The organism is Actinoplanes subglobosus, assembly GCF_042650585.1.
GTDB lineage: Bacteria > Actinomycetota > Actinomycetes > Mycobacteriales > Micromonosporaceae > Actinoplanes > Actinoplanes subglobosus.
In genome coordinates this window covers 568,610-589,511 of sequence record NZ_JBHSBL010000019.1, presented here as the reverse complement: position 1 = coordinate 589,511, position 20,902 = coordinate 568,610, and the positions used below count along the sequence as shown (strand labels likewise).

The 20,902-nt window shown below is 71.8% G+C and carries 20 protein-coding genes; 8 read left to right on the top strand and 12 right to left on the bottom strand.

The window, feature by feature from the left end; genetic code table 11:
• On the bottom strand, positions 1-975 hold a 975-nt coding region (locus tag ACFO0C_RS28150), incomplete at its 3' end, for an MMPL family transporter (protein WP_378069919.1).
• 196 nt (positions 976-1,171) lie between these two features.
• Between ACFO0C_RS28150 and ACFO0C_RS28145 the strand changes: the two genes are divergently transcribed.
• Complete coding sequence (locus ACFO0C_RS28145) at positions 1,172-4,588, top strand: PQQ-dependent sugar dehydrogenase (protein ID WP_378069708.1); 3,417 nt, start codon at positions 1,172-1,174, stop codon at positions 4,586-4,588.
• Here ACFO0C_RS28145 and ACFO0C_RS28140 read toward each other — a convergent pair.
• From ACFO0C_RS28140 to ACFO0C_RS28115, 6 genes are all read right to left on the bottom strand, one after another.
• The gene (locus tag ACFO0C_RS28140) at positions 4,583-4,942 is read right to left on the bottom strand and encodes an STAS domain-containing protein (RefSeq protein ID WP_378069707.1); all 360 of its coding nucleotides are present in this window, start codon (positions 4,940-4,942) and stop codon (positions 4,583-4,585) included. The genes ACFO0C_RS28145 and ACFO0C_RS28140 overlap by 6 nt on opposite strands.
• 141 nt (positions 4,943-5,083) lie before the next feature.
• Positions 5,084-5,848, bottom strand: coding sequence for a hypothetical protein (locus tag ACFO0C_RS28135; RefSeq protein ID WP_378069706.1), 765 nt, complete (start codon positions 5,846-5,848; stop codon positions 5,084-5,086).
• A gap of 51 nt (positions 5,849-5,899) precedes the next feature.
• Complete coding sequence (gene nhaA / locus ACFO0C_RS28130) at positions 5,900-7,213, bottom strand: Na+/H+ antiporter NhaA (RefSeq protein ID WP_378069705.1); 1,314 nt, start codon at positions 7,211-7,213, stop codon at positions 5,900-5,902.
• A gap of 120 nt (positions 7,214-7,333) precedes the next feature.
• Positions 7,334-8,791 (bottom strand): cryptochrome/photolyase family protein, encoded by a 1,458-nt coding sequence (locus ACFO0C_RS28125; protein WP_378069704.1) that lies wholly within the window; start codon positions 8,789-8,791, stop codon positions 7,334-7,336.
• 23 nt (positions 8,792-8,814) lie between these two features.
• Positions 8,815-9,012, bottom strand: coding sequence for a hypothetical protein (locus ACFO0C_RS28120; RefSeq protein WP_378069703.1), 198 nt, complete (start codon positions 9,010-9,012; stop codon positions 8,815-8,817).
• Between the two features lie 28 nt (positions 9,013-9,040).
• A complete protein-coding gene (locus tag ACFO0C_RS28115) occupies positions 9,041-11,173 on the bottom strand; it encodes an ATP-binding protein (RefSeq protein ID WP_378069702.1) in 2,133 nt (710 codons plus the stop codon).
• Positions 11,174-11,334: 161 nt separating this feature from the next.
• Here ACFO0C_RS28115 and ACFO0C_RS28110 point away from each other — a divergent pair, with 161 nt between their 5' ends.
• Positions 11,335-11,763: a PPOX class F420-dependent oxidoreductase gene (locus ACFO0C_RS28110; protein WP_378069701.1), complete on the top strand. Its 429-nt coding sequence runs from the start codon at positions 11,335-11,337 to the stop codon at positions 11,761-11,763.
• On the opposite strand, the gene ACFO0C_RS28105 is transcribed toward ACFO0C_RS28110, so the two are convergent.
• Positions 11,744-12,754, bottom strand: a complete 1,011-nt coding sequence (locus ACFO0C_RS28105; RefSeq protein ID WP_378069700.1) for a hypothetical protein — start codon at positions 12,752-12,754, stop codon at positions 11,744-11,746. The genes ACFO0C_RS28110 and ACFO0C_RS28105 overlap by 20 nt on opposite strands.
• Positions 12,755-12,966: 212 nt before the next feature.
• Complete coding sequence (locus ACFO0C_RS28100; RefSeq protein ID WP_378069699.1) at positions 12,967-13,872, bottom strand: SDR family oxidoreductase; 906 nt, start codon at positions 13,870-13,872, stop codon at positions 12,967-12,969.
• Between the two features lie 83 nt (positions 13,873-13,955).
• Between ACFO0C_RS28100 and ACFO0C_RS28095 the strand changes: the two genes are divergently transcribed.
• Entirely contained in the window at positions 13,956-14,519 is a 564-nt protein-coding gene (locus tag ACFO0C_RS28095; RefSeq protein ID WP_378069698.1) for a TetR/AcrR family transcriptional regulator, read from the top strand.
• Positions 14,520-14,607: 88 nt separating this feature from the next.
• Entirely contained in the window at positions 14,608-15,051 is a 444-nt protein-coding gene (locus ACFO0C_RS28090) for a hypothetical protein (RefSeq protein ID WP_378069697.1), read from the top strand.
• A 3-nt stretch (positions 15,052-15,054) separates the two neighbouring features.
• On the opposite strand, the gene ACFO0C_RS28085 is transcribed toward ACFO0C_RS28090, so the two are convergent.
• From ACFO0C_RS28085 to ACFO0C_RS28075, 3 genes are all read right to left on the bottom strand, one after another.
• Positions 15,055-16,464 carry a diguanylate cyclase domain-containing protein gene (locus ACFO0C_RS28085; protein ID WP_378069696.1) on the bottom strand — a complete coding sequence of 470 codons (1,410 nt, stop codon included), beginning with the start codon at positions 16,462-16,464 and terminating at the stop codon, positions 15,055-15,057.
• 65 nt (positions 16,465-16,529) lie between these two features.
• On the bottom strand, positions 16,530-17,015 hold the full coding sequence (locus ACFO0C_RS28080) for an SRPBCC family protein (protein WP_378069695.1): 486 nt from the start codon (positions 17,013-17,015) through the stop codon (positions 16,530-16,532).
• A complete protein-coding gene (locus ACFO0C_RS28075; RefSeq protein ID WP_378069694.1) occupies positions 17,012-17,374 on the bottom strand; it encodes a metalloregulator ArsR/SmtB family transcription factor in 363 nt (120 codons plus the stop codon). The genes ACFO0C_RS28080 and ACFO0C_RS28075 overlap by 4 nt, the downstream gene beginning before the upstream one ends.
• 49 nt (positions 17,375-17,423) lie before the next feature.
• On the opposite strand from ACFO0C_RS28075, the gene ACFO0C_RS28070 reads away from it, so the two are divergent.
• The 4 genes from ACFO0C_RS28070 to ACFO0C_RS28055 all read left to right on the top strand — a co-directional run bounded on the left by ACFO0C_RS28070 (position 17,424) and on the right by ACFO0C_RS28055 (position 20,855).
• Positions 17,424-18,377, top strand: a complete 954-nt coding sequence (locus ACFO0C_RS28070; protein WP_378069693.1) for a hypothetical protein — start codon at positions 17,424-17,426, stop codon at positions 18,375-18,377.
• Between the two features lie 263 nt (positions 18,378-18,640).
• Complete coding sequence (locus tag ACFO0C_RS28065) at positions 18,641-19,048, top strand: YciI family protein (protein WP_378069692.1); 408 nt, start codon at positions 18,641-18,643, stop codon at positions 19,046-19,048.
• Positions 19,045-20,205 carry an RNA polymerase sigma factor gene (locus ACFO0C_RS28060; protein WP_378069691.1) on the top strand — a complete coding sequence of 387 codons (1,161 nt, stop codon included), beginning with the start codon at positions 19,045-19,047 and terminating at the stop codon, positions 20,203-20,205. Before ACFO0C_RS28065 ends, ACFO0C_RS28060 begins: the two co-directional genes overlap by 4 nt.
• Positions 20,206-20,216: 11 nt before the next feature.
• On the top strand, positions 20,217-20,855 hold the full coding sequence (locus ACFO0C_RS28055) for an alpha/beta fold hydrolase (protein ID WP_378069690.1): 639 nt from the start codon (positions 20,217-20,219) through the stop codon (positions 20,853-20,855).
• Positions 20,856-20,902: the final 47 nt, after the last annotated feature.

The following is a 20,902-nucleotide window of genomic DNA, read 5'->3' as shown; positions in this document are numbered from 1 at the left end:
CGAGGGTACGGCCGTCAGCCCCGCCGCCGTGGCCAGCAGCACCGCGGTCGCCCCGCCGAGCGCCATGGCCCCGAGCAGCGGTTCGGCGAACGCGGTCAGCCCGGTCATGGTCGTGGCGACGGCGAGCCCCGAGATCAGCACGGTCCGGCCGGCCGTCGCCGTGGTGCGGGCGACCAGTGCGCCGACCGGGGCACCGGGGTCGGCGTCCCGTTCGTCGCGGAACCGGGCCACCACCAGCAGCGCGTAGTCGACGGCCAGCCCGATGCCGAGCAGGGTCACCACGTTGACGGTGAACTGGCTGACCCCGGTGACCACGGTCAGCCCGAACAGGCCGAGCAGGGTCACCGACACGGTCGCCAGCGCGGCGGCGAGCGGGATCGCCCCGGCCACGAACCCGCCGAGAACCAGCACCAGCACCACCGCCAGCACGACGATCGCCACCGACTCGCCGAACGCCGCATCGGCCAGGGCCTGGCCGGCGAACGCCCGCTCGGCCAGCTTCTCGCCGCTGACCAGCACCTCGGGCGCGTCGATGCGGTGCAGTGCCGCCACGACCGTGTCCTCGACCCGCTCCCGGCGGTCATCGGGCAGGGTCCGGTCCAGTTCGACCCGGATCAGCGAACTGCGGTTGCCGGCACCGATCCGGCCGCCGGGTGCCCCGTACAGATCATCGACCGCCACCACACCGCCGAGACCGCGAATCTGCGCGGTGACCGCGGTGACGGAGGCGACCAGCGTCGGATCGAAGACCTCGCGCCCGCCGACCACGGCGACGATCATCGGCCCCTCGGGCCGTACCTGGTCGATCCGCCGTTCCGCCAGCTGTGACTCGGCGTCGGCCCGCAGGCTGCCGGTGACGGCCAGCCGGTCGAAGACCTGCCCGCCGAACACCAGCCCGGCCAGGACGAGAACCAGCCAGGCGCCGAGGACCTGCCACCGGCGGTGGACGCACCAGCGGCCGAGCGAAGCCAACATCACCGCGACATCGAAACACGGGCGCCGCCCATCGATCGACGGGCATCCACCGGACGTACGACCACTTCTGCCCGGTCGGCGACCAGTCGAGTCGGACAGCCGACGCATCGCGCTCACAGGATCTACATAGGATTCATCGATAAATCGGGGGAGGGGAATGCCCGTGCTTCGGCGTGCGCTCGCTGGGTTGGTCGCCGTGACGGCCGTGATCACGATGACGTCCTTCGCCGGTTCGCAGCCGGCCACCGCTGTCGCACTGCCGACCGGATTCCAGGAGCAGATCGTCTTCAGTGGGCTCAGCTCGCCGGTCGATCTGGAGTTCGCGTCCGACGGGCGGGTGCTGGTCGCCGAGAAGGGCGGCCGGATCAAGATCTTCGACGATCTGGCCGACACCACCCCGACCGTCTTCGCCGACCTGTCGGCCAACGTCCACAACCAGTGGGACCGCGGCCTGCTCGGCATGGCACTGGCCCCGAACTTCCCGGCCGACCCGTACGTCTACGTCCTCTACACCTACGACGCGCCGCCCGGGCAGACCGCCCCGGTCTGGAACGACGTCTGCACCAACGCCAGCGACGGCCGCTGCGTCGTCACCGGCCGGCTCTCCCGCCTGCGGGCCGCCGGGAACACCATGACCGGGACCGAGCAGGTGCTGCTGCACGACTGGTGCCAGCAGTTCCCCAGCCACTCGATCGGCGACCTCGCCTTCGGCGCCGACGGCATGCTCTACGTCTCCGCCGGTGACGGCGCCAGCTTCAACGCCGTCGACTACGGCCAGTATCCGGCCGGCGCGCCGACCAACCCGTGCGCCGACCCGGCCGGAGAGGGCGGCGCGCTGCGGGCCCAGGACATCCGCACCGCCGGCGACGAAACCCAACTGGACGGTACGTTGCTCCGGCTCGACCCGGCCACCGGCGACGCCGCCCCCGGCAACCCCAACATCGGCGCCGCCGACCCCGACACCCGCCGCATCGTCGCGAACGGCCTGCGCAACCCGTACCGGATCACCGTGCGGCCCGGCACCAACGAGACCTGGATCTCCGACACCGGCTGGACCACCTGGGAAGAGGTCAACCGGGTCGTCGACCCGACCGCGGGCGTGACCAACTTCGGCTGGCCCTGCTGGGAGGGCAACGCCCGCCAGTCCGGGTACGACAGCGCCAACCTGCCGATCTGCGAGACCCTCTACACCGACGCGGCCACCCACACCCAGCCGTTCGTGGCGTGGAACCACGCGAGCAAGCTGGTCGCCGGCGAGGCGTGCCCGACCGGCAGCTCCTCGTCGACCGGTGTGGCGTTCTACCCGGTGGCCGGTGGTCCCTACCCGGCGGCCTACCGCGGCGCGATCTTCTTCGCCGACTATTCCCGCCGCTGCATCTGGGCGGCGCTGCCGTCCACCCCGGGCGGCCTGCCCAGCGCGGCCAACCTGCAGACCTTCGTCTCCGACGCGGCCGGCCCGGTCGACCTGGAGGTCGGCCCCGGCGGCGAGCTGTACTACGCCGACCTGGGCGGGACCATCCGCCGGATCCGCTACTTCCCCGGCAACCAGCCGCCGACCGCCGTCATCGACGCGTCACCGACCCAGGGCCCGGCACCACTGACCGTCACCTTCAACGGCACCGGCTCCACCGACCCGGACCCCGCCGACGACGGCCGCCTGCGCTACGCCTGGGACTTCACCGGCGACGGCGTCACCGACTCGACCGCCGCGACGGCCACCTACACGTACACGACGGCCGGCTCGTACACCGCGCGGCTGACCGTCACCGACACGCTCGACGCGACCCACACCAGCACGATCGGCATCACGCCCGGCAACGAGGCGCCGACCGCGTTCATCGACACGCCGACCGTCGGCACCACCTGGAAGGTCGGCGACACGATCGCCTTCACCGGTCACGCCACCGACCCCCAGCAGGGCACCCTCGCCGCGTCCCGGCTCAACTGGGACCTGGTCATGCACCACTGCTCGGCGCCGGACAACTGCCACGAGCACGCGATCCGCAGCTGGACCGGTGCGGCGTCCGGCTCGTTCGAGGCCCCCGACCACGAGTACCCGTCCTACCTGGAACTCAAGCTCCTGGCCACCGACCAGGAGGGCCTCACCCACGCCGTCACGCGCCGCCTCGACCCGAAGACCGTGGACCTGACCTTCGCCACCGTGCCGTCCGGCCTCCAGCTCACCGTCGGCTCCTCCGCCGGGACGACACCCTTCGCGCGTACGGTCATCCAGGGCTCCACCAACTCGGTCTCCGCCCCGTCGCCCCAGAACACGTCCACCTTCAGCTCGTGGTCCGACGGGGGAGCGGCCACCCACGTCGTCACCGCACCGACGGCCGCGACCACGTACACCGCCACCTACACGACCGCCCCGGCACCGCAACGCATCGGCTACACCTCGGCCGGGGCCTCGCTGGACTCCGGCGACTTCAACCACATGAACGGCTCCCGCTTCGTCACCGGCGCCGAGCCGGCCACCGTCACGTCCATGTCGGTCTACATGAGGTCGGTGCAGGCCGCGCCGAACAACCAGTACCAGCTCGCCGTCTACGCCGACGCCAACGGATCACCCGGCGCACGGATCGCCACCAGCACGTCCGGGACGCTGACCGCCGGCGCGTGGAACACCCGGCCGGTCAGCGCGGCACTGGCCCCGGACACCGCGTACTGGCTGATGTACAACACCAACGGTGACAACAACCTGAGCTACGACGCCGGCAGCGCCAACCAGGGCGCGTGGAGCGCACCGACCACGTTCGGCACCTGGCCGGCGGCCTTCGGCACGTCCACCCGGTGGAACGCCAGGTTCTCGCTCTACGCCACCACCGGGGCGGACACCACCGCACCGGCGGTGACCTCGACCAGCCCGGCCGGCGGCGCCACCGGTGTGGCCGTGAACGCTCCGGTCACGGTGCGGTTCAGTGAGCCCGTGACGGCGAGCACCGTCACGGCGGCGAACCTGGAGTTGCGTGGGCCCGGTGGTGCGGCGGTCGCCCGTACCGTCGCCTATGACGCCGCCACCCAGACGGCGACGATCACGCCGGCCACCGCATTGGCCCTCTCCACCGTGTACACGGTGACCATCCGGACCGGCGTGACCGACGCGGCGGGCAACGCCCTCGCCGCCGATCACCAGTTCTCGTTCACCACGGCCGGGGCGAGCACCCCGCGGTTCGGCTACGACCAGACCGGCAGCCTGCTCGACGTCGGCGACATGAATTACCTGAACGGCTCGCGGTTCGTCAACGGCGCCACCGCGCTCCCGATCAGCCAGATCTCGGTGTATCTCGCTGCGGTGCAGGCCGCACCGGCCGACCAGTTCCAGGTCGCGATCTACGCCGACGCCGGCGGCTCCCCGGGCGCGCTGGTGGCGTCGAGCACGTCGGGCACGCTGACCGCCGGCACCTGGAACAGCCGTCCGATCACCGCGACCCTGGCCGCGAACACGGCCTACTGGCTGGTGTACAACACCAACGGCGACAACAACCTGAGCTACGACACCGGCAGCGCCGATCAGGGCGCGTGGAGCGCACCGACCACGTTCGGCACCTGGCCGTCCACTTTCGGCCCCTCGTCGCGCTGGACCGCCAAGTACTCGATCTTCGCCTCATAGCCCGTCGGCGGGCGCCACGTTGAGGACGTCGAGGAGCCCGGTGATAGTCAGGACCTGGCGCACGATGTCGTGCGCCAGGGCCACCTCCACCCTGCTGTTCGCCGTCGCCGCCATCCTGCGGCAGGTGAGCAGGGTGCGCAGGCCGGCCGAGTCGAGGAACGTCACCCGGCTCATGTCGAGGGCCACCCGCTCGGGGCGGTGACGATCGAGGATTTCGGCGAACGTCGTCTGCAGGTCGGTGACCGCGTCACGGTCGATCTCGCCGGTGAGCCGCATGACGACCACCTCGGGCGTACGATCGTCGACCGCCAGGGTGAAACGGGACTCTGATGATGTATCCACAGGGAAAGACACCGAGGGAACCTTCGGTTGACGGGTCATCGCGAATCTGCGTTGTGCAGCCGAGAGGACGAACCCTGGGAAGGCCAGCAACCCCGACGTAGTGCGGCATATCCTGCCGACCTTACGCCTGATCCGACGTTCCGCGCGGGACTGTCACCCGCCTGGTATCTCTTTCCTCTGTTCTGCGCCCGGGACCGGCGCGGGAGTGCCGGAAGCCCCCGGCTGGAAGGCGATGCCGGTCACGTCGGCGACCAGCTCGGTGAAGTCGGTGCCGTAGGCGGCCGGCTCCACGATACGCAGGACCAGCGCGAACGGCCGGTCGGCACCGTACTTCTGGTGGAGCGCGATGTGGTGCACGGCCAGGTAGCGGGCCGCGGCGAGATTGCTGCCGGCGCTCAGACCGCCGAGGAAGAACACCGGGTGCCCACCGGCCGGGCCCCAGAACCTGGCGAGCAGGACGTAGCTCGTCTCCGGGGTGAGGGTGTACTCGGTGTCGCCGACGGTGAACGACAGGCGGCGCTTGCCCTCGTCGAAGACCTCGTAGCGGACACCGCGCAGGATCGTGCGCAGGTGGGTGGCGGCGCGCGGGTTGGCCTCGCCGGGGCCGCCGACACAGAACTCGGTCAGCCGCCCGATCTCCCCGGTCGGCTGGCTGTCACCGACCCGGTCCGCGTGTGCCCCGCACTCTCGGGCGATGGTCGCCAGCTCCACCAGCGCGGCCACGTCGCGACGGTGGACGCTGAACTCGCTGGGCGACGACGCGTGCCGCGACACCACCATCAGGCAGCTGGTCCCGTCGGTGAGACCGAAGAAGGCACGTTCGCGGCCCAGCTTGCGGCGGCGCAGCAGGAAACCGGCGAGCCAGACGGCCGTACCGGCGATGATGCTGGCCAGCAGATTGATCAGGAGGTCGCCCACGCGTCGATGATGTCTGATGTGGCCGGAGCGCGGTGCGGCAGGTCCCGCCGGTCAGCTCGGTGGCGGGGAATCCCGCTGGTAGACGTCGGGTACGCCGTCGGCGTCGGTGTCACGCTCCTCGTCGGCGCACAGCAGCCGGTAGTGGCGGTTGCGGATGCGCAGGACGACGGTGGCCAGCAGTGCGGCGATCACCGATCCGGCCAGGATGCCGATCCGGGCGTGGTCGCCCCGCTCGCCGCCGGTGCCGAAGGCGAGCTCGCCGATCAGCAGCGAGACGGTGAAGCCGATCCCGGCCAGCAGCGACAGCCCGAGAACGTCCCACCAGCTCACCCCGTCGCCGAGCGACGCCCGGGTGGCCCGCTGGACCAGCCAGGTCGCGCCGAGCACGCCGACGCACTTGCCGAGCACCAGGCCGGCGATGATGCCGGCGGTCACCGGGTCGCGCAGGACCGCGCCGAGGCCGCCGGCGCCGGACAGTGACACTCCGGCGGCGAAGAACGCGAACACCGGTACCGCCAGCCCGGTCGACAGCGGCCGCCAGCGGTGTTCGAACTGTTCCGCCAGGCCGGGCCCGGGCCCTTCGGAGCGGCGCAGGACCGGGACCATGAACCCGAGCAGTACGCCGGCGACCGTGGCGTGGATCCCGGAGGCGTGCACCAGCGCCCAGGTGGCCACCGCCAGCGGCAGCAGCAGCCACCACGACCGCACCCGGCGTTGCACCAGCACCGCGAACAGACCCAGCGGAACGAGCGCGGCCAGCAGCGGCAGCACGTGCAGGGAGCTGGTGTAGAACACGGCGATGATGACGATGGCGAGCAGGTCGTCGACCACGGCGAGCGTCAGCAGGAACGTGCGCAACGCCACCGGCAGATGGGTGCCGATCACCCCGAGGACGGCCAGCGCGAAGGCGATGTCGGTGGCGGTCGGCACGGCCCATCCGGACAGTGCGCCACCGGCCGCCGTGGCATTGATCGCCGTGTAGATCAGTGCCGGCGCGGCCATGCCGCCGACCGCCGCGGCGACCGGCATGATCGCCCGCCGGGGGTCGCGCAGGTCGCCGGCGACGAACTCCCGTTTGAGCTCCAGCCCGGCGACGAAGAAGAAGATCGCCAGCAGGCCGTCGGACGCCCACTGGGCGAGGGTCAGGTCCAGGTGCCATGCGGCCGGCCCGACCGTGATCGAACCCAGCTCCTGGTAGGCCGGGGCCCACGGCGAGTTCGCCCACAGCAGCGCCAGCACCGCCGCGCCCAGCAGCAAGGCGCCGCCGACGGTCTCGGTGCGCAGCACGTCGGCGATGCGGCGGGCCTCCGGCCATGTGCCACGGCCGAACAGGAATCGCAGCGGGCGCGACGGGGTCTCGGGCACGGGGCTCCTTCGGCAGGACACGGCGAATCGAACGCCGACCAGACTTCCCGGCACACCTGACCGTCAACCTACCGTGCCGTCCCGGCCGCGGCAGCGATTCATCTCACTGCACGAGTGCGGTCACGGGGCGTGGGAGCCGCGGGCCCGTTCCTGCTCCAGCAGGGCCTCCAGATCGCTGAGCCGCCGCAGCCCGCGCAGCGGCTGGGCCATCCGGTGGTTACCGGAGAGGTCCCGTTCGTGGCGGGCCAGGAAGCTCCAGTAGCCGGCCGTGTACGGGCAGGCGTCCGCACCGGCCCGGACCTTCGGGTCGTAGCGGCAGCCACCGCAGTAGTCGCTCATCCGGTGCACGTAGGCACCACCGGCGGCATAGGGTTTGCTGCTCATCCGGCCGCCGTCGGCGTACTGGCTCATCCCGACGACGTTGGCCGTCATCACCCACTCGTAGCCGTCGACGAAACATCGGTGGAACCAGTCGGCGACCGCCCCGGGCCGCCAGCCGCGTTGCATGGCGTAGTTGCCCAGCACCATCAGCCGTGGAATGTGGTGCACCCAGCCACGGTCGCGGACCCCGGCCAGCACGTCGGACAGGCATCGTGCCCCGACCGCGTCGGCGTCGAGGTCGGCGAACCACTTCGGCAGGTCCGCGCCGGCGCGCAGCTCGTTGGAGGCCCGGTAGCGCGGCTCGAAATACCAGTAGAGGTGCCAGACGAAGTCGCGCCAGCCGAGGATCTGCCGGATGAAACCCTCCACCCCGGCCAGCGGTGCCGCCCCGCAACGGTATGCCCGCTCGGCCTCCTCGATCACCTCCATCGGGTCGAGGAGTCCGAGATTGATCGCCGGGCTGAGCATGCTGTGGGCCATCCACGGGTCGCCGGCGAGCATGGCGTCCTCGTGCGGGCCGAACATCGGCAGCCGGTGGTCCACGAAGTGCCGCAGCCGGTCCAGCGCCTCCCGGCGGGTGACCGGGAACAGGCGGGGGCCGTCGTTGCCGACGAACACGATGCCGTCGTCGTGCTGCCAGCGGTCCAGCTCCGCCCGTACCCCGGCATCGATCTCGTCCTCGACGATCGGCGGCGGCTGCGGCGCACCGAGCCGCCGGGCGCCTCGCGGCGGGGGCTCGCGGTTGTCGCTGTCGAGGTTCCACCGGCCGCCGGCCGGCTCGCCGCCGTCCATCAGCACGCCGTGCCGCTGCCGGGCGTGCCGGTAGAAATCCTCCAACCGCAGGCGGTTGCGGCCGTGCGCCCAGGTCACGAAGTCCTGCGGACTGGTGACGAAGCCGCGCGGCGGCAGCATCTCGACGCCCGGCATCCGCCGGACCAGACCGCGGGCGGCACGGGAGGTCGGATGGCAGACGGTCACCGGTTGCCGGACCCCTTCGGTGTACGTCTCCGCGCGCACCAGTTCCACGCCGGGATCCTGCGCCCGGTGCCGCAGCGCCGACAGCACGAGGTGCGCCTTCTGCCGGTGGAAGACGCGCCGACGGAAGACGGCCTTCGACTCGACCAGCAGGACCCGCTGCCCCGGATCGTCGAGGAAATGTGGTCCGAGCTGGTCGGCGAACAGCCACCGTGTGCTCATCCCGTCATTGTCGCGTGACGGTGTCACCGGCCGTGCTCAGAACGTGGCGATCGGGTTGACCGGGCTGCCGGAGCCGGTCGTGGCGTCGACCAGCGCACGGCCCGGGCGGCGGCTCGCCGGACGTCGTCGGTGATGTGGTTCAGGGTGCCGAGCTCGTCGCCCCAGCGTCCCCAGGTCGACAGCGAACGGAAGTACCCGAGTACGTCGTCCTGTGTGGGCATCGCCCGATTATCCCGGCGGGCCGCGCCGTCACCCGGATGTCACGGCCGTCCGGCCCGGCGACGCCGCGGTCGCGCTGCTGGCGGTAGGGCCGGTGGACGGCAGGGTGAAGACGAATCGTGAACCGCCGCCCGGGTCGTCGGCCGCGGTGATGCTGCCGCCGTGGCGGTTCACGATCCGCTGGCAGATGCTCAGGCCCAGACCGGTTCCGGCGTACCCGGACGCGGCGTGGGCGCGGTGGAAGTTGCCGAAGATGGCTTCGTGCTGACCGGCGGGGATGCCGATGCCGTTGTCGACGATCGTCACCTCGACACGGTCGTTCCCGGTCATCGCGGTGCGGACACTGATCGCCGGTGTGACGTCCGGCGCGGTGTACTTGATGGAGTTGCCGATCAGGTTGTCCAGTAGCTGCCGGACCAGTGTCGGGTCGGCGTGGACGGGCAGCAGACCGCCGATGTCGAAGCGGGGCGCCTTGCCGGTGGCGGCGATCATGGCGTCGGCGCGGGCCGCGGCGATGTCGGTGACGATGCGGGTCAGGTCGAGCACGTCCGGGCGCAGACCGGCGTCGCGGGACGTGGTGTAGTCCAGCAGGTCGGTGATGAGCGTCCGCATCCGGGTGCCGGCCCGCTGGGCGCGCAGCAGGCTGCTCTCGGCCTCGGTGACGGACGGGTGCGGCGGGACGTCCTGCAGCGCGTCGGCGGCGGCCTCGGTCCACCCGCGCATGGCGGTCAGCGGATTCTGCAGGTCATGGGCGACGACGCCGGCGAATGCGGTGAGTTCGTCGCGGTGACGCCGTTCGGCGGTGATGTCGTGCACGACGACGACGGCCCGCGGCACGCCGTCGGCGTCGACGAGCCGGGTTCCGGTGACGGTGACGATGCGGCCCTCGGGCACGTCGGGGTTGCGTACCAGCATCTCGCCGCAGGCGTGCTCGGCTCCGGCGATCACCTGGGCGTAGACGGTCTCGTCCCCGGCCATCGGCCGGCCGTCGAGGTGGAACAGGCCGTAGTAGTCGCTGCTGGCCACCTTGTCGCCGGGGCTGGTGCGCCCGCCCAGCAGACGTGTGGTGGCGGCGTTGCGCAGCAGTACCTGCCCGTCGGCGTCGATGACGGAGAGACCGTCGGCCATCGAGTCGATGATGGCGGTCAGCAGCTTCCCGTGCTGCTGGGCCTGATTCTTCTGGGCGGCCAGGTCGGCCTTGTCGGCGCTCAGCTGGAACAGCAGGGCCGCACGCTCGTCGCGTCCCAGGGCCAGGGCCAGCCCGATCACGGCGACCATGCCGACGAACAGCTGGGCGATCAGGGCACGGGTGGCGTGATCGGAGATCTCGGCGAACGATCCGGAACCGTGGAGGGTGAACATCACCGCGACGGTGCCGACGGCGAGGTCGTGACAGACGACGAAGGTGGTCGGCATCCGCAAGGCGGCCCACACTGTGACGGCGATCAGCGAGAACGCCACCGGCAGCCCCTGGGTGGCGGCGAAGGCGAACCAGTAGGCCAGGGCCGAGCAGGCGATCAGGGCGGTGTACTCGGCGGCGCGCCACCAGCGGGTGGCCCGCCACAGTTCGGCGGCCCAGCGCCACGAGGTGCCCCAGGTCCAGCCGATGGGGCGGTGGTGCCAGCTGTAGCTGAGCCGCAGCCCGGCCGCACCGATCAGCAGGACGCTGGCGGTGTTGCGGGCCAGCCACACCGCGCCCGAGGACCAGGCGAGGTTGCCGTTGATCAGCCACATGCCGGTGGTGCCCAGGGCGGCACCGAGAGTGGTGCTGGTCGCGGCGGCGCCGAGCAGCACCCACAGGTCACGCAGTCTGGTCAGTTCCTGCCGTCCGCCGGCGCCCCACAGATGCGGCTGCCAGCGGTGGAACAGGTACATGAACAGGGTGATCTGGCTCAGGTTCGCGATCACGAAGACCAGGGTGAGCCGGGGGCTCGCGCCGGTGGACAGGTTGACCACGGCTGTGATCGCGACCAGGGCGACGACGTCGGCCCATCGGGTCCGGGAGTGCCGCTGGGCGCAGAACCACAGGACGAGGACCCCGGCGGCCGGCCACACCATGCTGAGGTTGGTGCCGTCCATCACCGTCATCCGTCCGGCCACCGTGGCCAGCACGTACGCCGTGGCGAACAGTGCCGTTCGCGCCAGGGACGAGCGGTACGTCATGCGTCCAACCTCCCGCCGACGACCCCCACGGGCCTCTGCACCGTTCTCATCGGCAGGTCACGACCCGGTGCTGAACTCACCGGATCGCGTATCCGAGAGGCAACCCGGCCCGTTCGCCTCTCGCCGCTTCCGGCGGTCACGAGTGGCGGCAGAATCGCCTCATGGCGAAGAAGATGACGACGGCCGAGGTCCGTGATTTCCTCTCGGCCGGCACGCGGACCGGAAAGCTGGCGACGGTACGGGCGGACGGGTCCCCGCACGTCGTGCCGATCTGGTTCGTGCTCGACGGCGACGACCTGGTCTTCAACACCGGCGCCGACACGGTCAAGGGCCGCGCGCTGGCCCGCGACGGCCGGGCCGCCCTGTGCGTCGACGAGGAGGTGGCGCCCTACGCCTACGTGACGGTCCGCGGCCCGGTGACGATCTCGACCGACCTGCCGGACATGCGGATCTGGGCGACCCGCATCGCCGGGCGTTACATGGGCCCGGACCTGGCCGACAGCTACGGCGCACGCAACGCCGTCGAGGGTGAGCTGCTGGTCCGGCTGCGGCTGGAGCAGGTCAGCGGGTTCACCGGGGTCGCTGACTGAGGTTCGCGGCCGACCGGAGCGTGGGCGCTTCCAGTTCGGCGGGGTCGCCGAGCGCGCGACGGCCCATCCGCTCCCAGAAACGGTCCGGGCAGCGGCCGCGCACGCTGCGGAAACCGGTGTACGGCACCGGCGTGATCTGCAGCGACAGCCACGCGTCGTCGCTGAGCACCCGGTGCCATTCGGCCAGCGGCAGCCGCAGGTGTTCGCGCGGCCCGTCCACCGACGTCACCGGGAGTACGTAGGCGCAGTACCGTTTCAGCTCCCACACCACGACCGGCCGGTCCTCGCGCCCGACGGTCGCGTTCCACACCTGGCCGGGCAGTGGCGGCCAGGTGGCCAGGCCGGGCGGCCGTGGCCAGGACGGCGGGCCGTTGCGCATCCAGCGGGCCAGCCGCCACAGCCCGGCGACCAGCGCCGATACGCCGACCGCGGCGACCGCGGCGATCAGCAGTGTGGTCGCCGGGCCGTCCAGGTCGTAACGCCGCTGCCACCAGGCGCCCGCGCCGGCGACGGCCAGCAGGAACGCCGAGTCCCGGATCAGCAGCAGCGGCCAGTAGCCGGTGTCGACGACCCGCCAGCACGCCAGATAGCCGGCCGTCACGATCAGTGACACGATCCAGATCCGGCCGGCCTGCTCGGGCGCGGACAGCGACCGGCTCACCAGGGTCAGCTCGACGCCCGCGACGAGGAACACCAGCAGCGCCGCGCGGCCGGCGATCCAGCCGTGCCAGCGCCGCCACCAGGGCGGGCTCACCCGCCAGGCCAGTCCGTGCGCGGCGAGTGGCCCGGCCAGAAGCAACACCCACTGCCACGGCTGCGCGCCGGCGAGCAGCGGCACGATCGGCAACGGCATCAGCACCGAACCGGCCAGCACCACGAACGGCACCGCGAACCCGGCCCACGGGTAGCGCCGCCCGGCCCGGTTGCCGGGGCCGGGAGTGACCAGAGCCACCAGCAGAACCAACCCCAGCACCGCGATCAGCAGCAGCATGTGACTCCTTGTGACGTGCCGACCGTCGATGTTGCGAGCGTCGATCCGTCGCCTGTCGCACAGCCGGTCCGCCGGGTCGGCCAACCCCCGGAACGGGGGACCCCGTCGCGCGGCCGCCGGTCTGCCGTCCGGTACCGCTGGAGGGTGACCCGGATCCCGTTCCCCGCACCGGTCCGCGCCGATCACCCAGGGAACGGGACCCCGAAAGGCGGCTAGCTGAGGCCGGCGCCGGCGTAGGCGCCCGCGGCCAGGTCCTCGGCCAGGGTGGGGCCGGTCGGGTTCCAGTCGAAGGTGGCGCGTGTGACGGCGCTCGACGCCGCCATGTCGGTGGCGAAGAACCGGCCGAGGAAGCCGAAGTGGTCCACCGCGTCCTCCGGCGCGACCGGCTTGACCGGCAGGTTCAGGTAGCCGCCGATGGCCTCGGCGATCTCCCGGCTGGTCACCGACTCCTCGGCGACCACGTGCAGTCGGGTGCCGGCCGGGGCCTGCTCCAGGCCGAGGCGCACCAGGCGGGCCGCGTCGTGCACGTGCACCGCCGACCACGCCGACGTGCCGTCTCCGACGTAGGCGGCGACACCGGTGCGGCGGGCGGTCGCGACCAGCAGGGCGATGAAACCGTGGTCGCCGGTGCCGTGCACGGTGGGGGAGAAGCGGGCCGCGATGGAGCGGACGCCGCGGGCGGCGTACTCGAAAGCGAGGCTCTCGGCGCCGCCTCGCGGCGCGTCGGGGCCGCTGAACGGTGACGGATCACTCTCGGTCGACGGCCGGCCCTGGGCGAGCGCCGCCAGGCCGGAGGCGAAGACGAACGGCCGGTCCGAGCCGGTGAGCGCGTCGGCGAGGGTCTCGACGGCGGCGCGCTCGGCCCGGTTGGACTCCGCCGGGTCGGCCCAGTCGTGCTTGTTGGCCAGGTGGACGACGGCGTCCGCGCCCTCGGTCCCGCGGCGCAGCGCCGCCAGGTCGTCGAGGTCGCCGCGCAGTGCCTGCGCGCCCTTGGCCTGCAGTGACGCCTCGGCGGCGTCGGTGCGGGCGAGGCCGAGGACCTGGTGGCCGGCGGCGAGCAGCTCGTCGACGGTGTGTGAGCCGATCCATCCGGTGGCTCCGGTGACGAACACGCGCATGGCGTGCCTCCTCCCAGTGATGTCAGTGACTGACATGACGCTACACCGTGATGTCAGCTTCTGACATCACTATGATGAGAGTCATGGGGAGATGGCAGAGCGGCGGTTCCGAGCGCCTCAGGGATGCGGCACTCGGCCTTTTCCTCACCCAGGGTTACGACGGCACGACCGTCGCCGAGATCGCGGCCGCCGCCGGGCTCACCGAGCGGACCTTCTTCCGCCACTTCGCCGACAAGCGTGAGGTGCTCTTCGTCGACCAGCGTGAGTTCGAGCGCGCGTTCCTGGCCGGCCTGCCCGACGGCGGTGGCGACGACGACCCGATGACGATGATCGCCGGCGTCCTCGCCGGCGCGGCCACCCTCTTCCCCGAGGAGCGCCGGCCGTGGTCGCGCGCCCGCCAGTCGGTGATCGCCGCGAACGAGGCTCTCCAGGAGCGTGAGCTGCTCAAACTGTCGTCACTGGCGGTCTCGTTGACCCGGGCGCTGACCGCCCGCGGCGTCGACGCGGCCAGCGCGGCCCTGGCCGGTGAGACGGGCGTGACGGTGTTCCGCACGTCGTTCGCGCTGTGGGTCGCCGAGGGCGAGCGGCGCACCTTCCGGGAGATCCAGAACGCGGTGCTCGAGCGCCTCCAGGCCCTGCTCGCCTGAGCCGCTCCGAGGGGGCGGCGCGATCTCGGCGCGAGCACTACGATCGGGCCGTCGCTTGATCCACTACGGACTCCGAGGAACCCCATCGATGCCTGGAACGAGACGCCGGTGGAGCTTCCTCGCGGTGAGCCTGTCGCTGATCGCCGGCTGCGGCACGTCAGGCGCGGCCAGCAGCGCCGACCTCGCCGAGACCGTGACCGTCGACGGGTTCCGCAAGGTCGACGAGTACCGGAAGGCCGACACCACCTCGTACTACTTCGTCGGTCCTCCGGGAGCCGATCTGCGGGAGGTGGTGTCCGCCCGTGACTGGGCACCACAACCGGCGCCGACCGGCTTCCCGGACACCACGGACTACGAGTGGCTGCTGAAGAGCAACGCCGACATCGACGGGTTCACCTGCACCGTGATGGTCCTGAAGCTGCGACCGAAGTTCTCCCAGCTCACGAGAGGTCTGACCGCCGAGGAGGTGCGGGATGTCGCGGCCGGGAGACTCGACTACCTGGACGTCAGCTCCGTCTGCACGAAGTTGTGACCCTCACGCGGCCAGCACCCAGCGGCCGCGGCCCTGCTTCTTCGCCTCGTACATCGCCATGTCGGCACTGCGCAGCACGTCACGCTCCGGGGCGTGGTCGCCGTAGGCGGCGATGCCGATGCTCGCGCCGATGTCGAGCGGCTCACCGCGGAACTCGATCAGCTGCGCCACGTCGCCCAGGACACGGTCGGCCAGCCGGATCGCCTCCGCCTCCGGCAGGTTCGGGCAGAGCAGCACGAACTCGTCGCCACCGAGCCGGACCACCAGGTCGGTGGCCCGGACCGCCGACGACAGGCGCTGCGCCACCGTCGACAGCACCAGGTCACCGGCCTCGTGGCCGTGCGTGTCGTTGACCTCCTTGAACCCGTCCAGGTCCAGGTAGAGCACGGCGACCGGGCCGGGCCGGTCCAGCTCGTCGGTGAGCACGCTGCGGTTGGCGAGCCCGGTCAGCGGGTCGTGCCGGGCCTGGTAGGCCAGCTGCGCCTGGACCCGCTCCTGCTCCCGCACCGCGATGGTGAACCGGGACAGCACGAACGTGGTGCTCAGCGCCGTGGCGAACAGGGCGACGACCGCGTGGCTGTCGACGCCAGACCGCAGCAGGCTCAGCGTCGGCGCGGTCAGGAACGCCAGCCCCAGGAAGAGCACACGGGACGGGTGCAGCACGTTCACCCGCTGGCCGGGACGGGTCAGCTCGGCCCGCTCCGGGTGCAGGCACGCCGCGATGAGCAGCGCGTTGCCCAGCATGATCAGCGGGCCGATCCGGGCCACGATCGAGTAGTCGAGGAACAGCGGCAGCACGTTGTAGGCCACGTCGATCGCCAGGTAGAGGCCGACGGCGCCGAGCAGCAGGCGGGTCGGCGTGCCCCGGCCGCCCGGCGACAGCGCGATGAACAGCACGCCGGCCAGCAGCGCGACGTCGGCGATCGGGTAGAGCGGGGGCACGATCGTCTCGGCCAGCCCGTACCCGGCACCCAGTACCGGCATGATCAGGAACTGCCAGCTGGCCAGCCCGGCGGCCACCGTCAGGGTCAGGCCGTCGAGCACCGCGCCGCCCAGCTGACCCGGAGCACGGCGGCGGGCCATCATCGTCAGCGCCACCGCCAGCAGCGGATAGCCGCCCAGCCAGAACGCGTCGGCCAGGCCCACCGGCGGCACGCCCGCGGCCAGGTAGTAGTAGGCGAGCTCGATGCTGTCGCCGATCAGCCACATCGTCTGCGCGGTGGCCACCAGCACCCAGGGGAGGCGGTCCGGTCCGGCGCCGACACGGGCGACGGCCATCCAGGCCATCACACACATCGTCAGATAGGTGACGACGTACAGCACGTTGCCCACGGGCGTGTCATATGTCATCACCAGGCCGGTGACGGCGGACGTCGCCCCGCCGAGAAACACCCAGATCCTGCCTGTCGTCATGAACGAACAGTCGGCCGGTCAACCGCCGAACTGCGGACATCCGGCAGTGACCCGGCGCACCCGTCTCACTGACCGCGTTGTGCCTCGTAATACTCCTTCATCGCCGGGAAGTAGTCGCCGAACTCCGGAAGTGGCCGGTCCTCCCGCGCCGCGACCAGGGCATCCAGGTAGAACTCCCAGCCGGGACCGACCTCGGCGACATTCTCCTGACCGGTCAGGTGCTGGGTGAACCGCAGCTCGGTGACCCCACCGGTCTCGGTCAGCGTCAGGTCGAGATGCCACGCGCCGTAGTCGTCGACCGCCGACAGGGCCAGCCGTCGTGGCGGCTCGCACGCGTCGACCGTCATGTCCATCCACGGCGCGCCCTCCTCCAGCGCCATCTGCACCTGCACCGAGTTGCCGGGTGCGGCGTCACCCTTCCACGTACCGAACCAGCGTGCCGTCCGCTCCGGCTCGGAGATGCTCGCCCAGACGTCGTCGATGGGGGCGCGGAAGGTGCGGGTCAGGACCAGGTCGTCGCCGAAGAGGCGTCCGGTCGGTGTCGGGCTCACGCGATCTCCTCATGGGTCTCGGGGGCCGGGGCGGCGGCGCGCCGCTCGCGGCGGGTGCGGTGGACCTCGGTCTCCAGCGCGTCGAACCGCTGCTGCCAGCCGGACGGCCGGGTCAGCCGCCCCAGCCAGCCGGCCAGCTCGTCGAGAGGGCCGGTGACCAGCGTGTAGACGCGACGGCGGCCGTCGGCGGCGTCGCGGACCAGCCCGGCGTCACGCAGCACCCGCAGGTGCCGGCTGACCGCGGGCCGGCTGATCGCGAACCGGCCGGCGATCTGCCCGGCCGACAGCGGCTCGTCACGCAGCATCAGCAGGATCTCCCGCCGCACCGGATCCGCGATCGCGCCCGCCACCTCGTCCACCCGGAAAGCGTAACCTACTGGTTACGCTTTTGCTCATCTATGGTGGGGCGTGCCTTCCGCCCGTCTCGTCGCCACGCTCACCGCACCCCTCGATCCGGCGTCGTCCGACCCGCCCGAGGTCCGCTACCTGGCCGGACGCACCCTGCTCGTCCAGCGCGGCGACACCGAGGTGGCCGTCGGGGACCGTCGCTTCCCCGCACCCTGGCCGCGGGGTTACGGCTCGCTGGCGGTCGCACCCGCCGGTGACGTCGTCGTCTTCGCCGGAGTGCACGCGCTGCGGGCCGTCGGCGCCGACGGCTGGGAGGTGCGGCACGGCTGCTGGTCCGACGCGATGTGCGAGGTGGCCCACGAGACGTTCGACGAGTACGCCGGAGACCACGACCACCTCCACGCGGGCGAGGGCTCGGCCGCGTTCTCCCCGGACGGCCGCCTGGTCTGGGCCCACGTGCGCACCGGCGACGAAGAGGAGTGGCTGGTCCTCGACGCCGCCGACGGCACCGTGCTGGGCCGTGCCCCGACCGGCACGGTGGCCTCGATCTCGGTCCACTTCCCGCACCCCGATCCGGCGCGCATGGGCCTGACCGTCGGCGAGGGCGAGGAGCACTCGCCGGTGCTGTGGGGACAGTGGGACGGCGAGAAGCTGACCGTCCAGGAGCTGGTCGAGAACATCCTGCTCGACGTCAGCCCCTCCGGCGACCACTTCCTCACCGCCGACCTCGACCTCCGCGGGCTCAACCTGTACCGCACCGGCGACCCCACCGAGCTGCGGACCCATCGCACCGGCGACACCGTCTGGGACATCCAGGCCGCCTTCCCCTGGGAGTCGGTCGCCGTGGTCGGTACCGAGGACGAGCACCGGCTGCTCGACCTGGACACGATGACCGTGGGTGGCCCGATCACCTACCCGGCCCCAGCGTCCGGCCCCGCGCTCCCGGCGGGTCCGGGCATCTGGGCGACCACCACTCGCGACGCCGTCCACCTGTGGACCCTGGACCCGGGCTGATCCGTCGTCCATCGGGGGCGTCTACCACCTGGGGTATAGACCGCCTGGAGCGGTTCGAGGGGACCGTGCTGGGGCAGTGGTACACGCGGCTGGGCATCATCGTCGCGGTGATCGTCGCCTTCGAGCTGCTGCGGTCACGGCGAGGCTCCCGGAGAAGTTCCCGGGAGAATTCCGCCGAGTGATGTCGAGACCGCGTGTGCGGCTCCGTCCCCGGGACGAAGCGCGACCAGAATGGGTCGCAGACCGCACCGAGGAGAGACATCATGGCGAAGTACCTTCTGCTCAAGCACTACCGTGGCGCGCCGTCCGCGGTCAACGACGTGCCGATGGAGAAGTGGACGCCGGACGAGATCTCGGCCCACATCAAGTACATGAACGACTTCGCCGCCCGGCTCGAGGAAAGCGGCGAGTTCGTCGGCGGTGACGCGCTGGCGCCGGAGGGCGAGTGGGTCCGCTACGACGGGGAGGGGCGGCCGCCGGTCACCGACGGGCCGTTCGCCGAGACCAAGGACCTCATCGCCGGCTGGATGATCATCGATGTGGACAGTCGCGAGCGGGCCGTCGAGCTCGCCGGGGAGCTGTCGGCCGCACCCGGTGCCGGCGGCCGGCCGATCCACGAGTGGCTGGAGCTGCGCCCGTTCCTGCACATGCCGCCGACCGTGACCGAATGACCGAGTCTCTCGCCGCGCTCCGGGGGCTCACCCCCGGGGTGCTGGCGATCCTCGTCCGCCGCGGAGCCGACTTCGCGGCTGCCGAGGACGCCGTCCAGGACGCCCTGGTCGAGGCCCTGCGGGTGTGGGCGGACGAACCGCCCCGCGACCCGAAGGGCTGGCTGATCACGGTCGCGTGGCGGCGGTTCCTCGACGCGGCCCGTGCCGACACCGCCCGGCGACGGCGTGAGGACCTCGTCGACCGGGAACCGCCGTCCGGCCCGGCCGCCTCCGCCGACGACACGCTGTGGCTCCACTTCCTGTGCGCCCATCCGTCGCTGACCCCGGCGTCGGCGGTCGCGCTCACGCTGCGTGCGGTCGGCGGGCTCACCACCCGGCAGATCGCCGACGCCTACCTGGTGCCCGAGGCGACCATGGCGCAGCGCATCAGCCGGGCCAAACGCACCGTCTCCGGCGTGCGCCTGGACCAGCCCGGTGACGTCGCGACCGTGCTGCGGGTGCTCTACCTGGTGTTCAACGAGGGCTACACCGGCGACGTGGACCTGGCCACCGAGGCGATCCGGCTGACCCGTCAGCTCGCCGCCGCCGTCGATCATCCCGAGGTGGCCGGGCTGCTCGCGCTGATGCTGCTGCACCACGCCCGGCGCGCCGCCCGTACCACCTCCGACGGCAGCCTCGTCCCGCTCGCCGACCAGGACCGGGAACGCTGGGACACCGCGATGATCGCCGAGGGTGTCGCGATCCTCCAGCTGGCGCTCTCCCGGGACCGGCTCGGCGAGTTCCAGGCCCAGGCGGCGGTCGCGGCACTGCATGCCGACGCGCGGACTGCCGCCGAGACGGATTGGGTACAGATCGTCGAGTGGTACGACGAACTCGTCCGGCTCACCGGCAATCCGGTGGTGCGCCTCAACCGGGCGGTCGCGGTCGGCGAGGCCGACGGCCCGCATGCCGGCCTGGCGGCCCTGGCCGAGGTGGACCCGTCGTTGCCGCGCCACACGGCGGCCGCCGCCTACCTGCACGAAAAGGCAGGAGACCGGATCAAAGCCGCCGAGTTGTACGCCGTAGCCGCCCGCCGATCGTCCAACCTGGCCGAGCGCAATCACCTGACCAGGCAGGCCGCCCGCCTGCACAGCACCGGCTCCCAGTCCCGTCCCTGAGGAGGCGTGTCGTGGCCACGTTCGTTCTGATCCACGGTGCCGGCGACGTCGGCTGGTACTGGCATCTCGTGGAGGCCGAACTGCGGTCACGCGGCCACCACACCGTGGCGCCCGACCTGCCCTGCGACGACGACACGGCGGGGCTCCCCGAGTACGCGGACGCGGTGATCGCGGCCGCCGGTGACCGCGAGGACCTGGTCGTCGTCGGGCATTCGCTCGGCGGGTTCACCGCGCCGCTGGTCTGCGAGCGGGTGCCGGCCCGCCTGATGGTGCTGGTCGCGCCGATGATCCCGGCGCCCGGCGAGGCGGTCACCGAGTACTGGGCGAACACCGGCTGGGACACCGAGCCGCGCGAGGAGCACGACGACGTCTTCTATCAGGATGTGGCGCCGGGACTCGCCGCCGAGGCCCGGGCCCGGGGCCGGGCACAGTCGGAGACGCGCCTGGGGGAGCCGACACCGATGGGCGCCTGGCCGTCCGTACCGACAAGGGTGTTGATCTGTCGCGACGACCGCCTGTTGCCGCCCGGCTATCTGCACCGCGTCGCCCGGCAGCGTCTCGGGGTCGTCCCCGACGAGATCGACGGCGGCCACACGCCGGCACTGAGCCGGCCCGGCACGCTCACCGACCGCCTGGTGCGGTACCTCTAGGCGGCGGAAATCCCGGGCCGAAGTCCTCAGGTTCCCGGCCGCCCTGC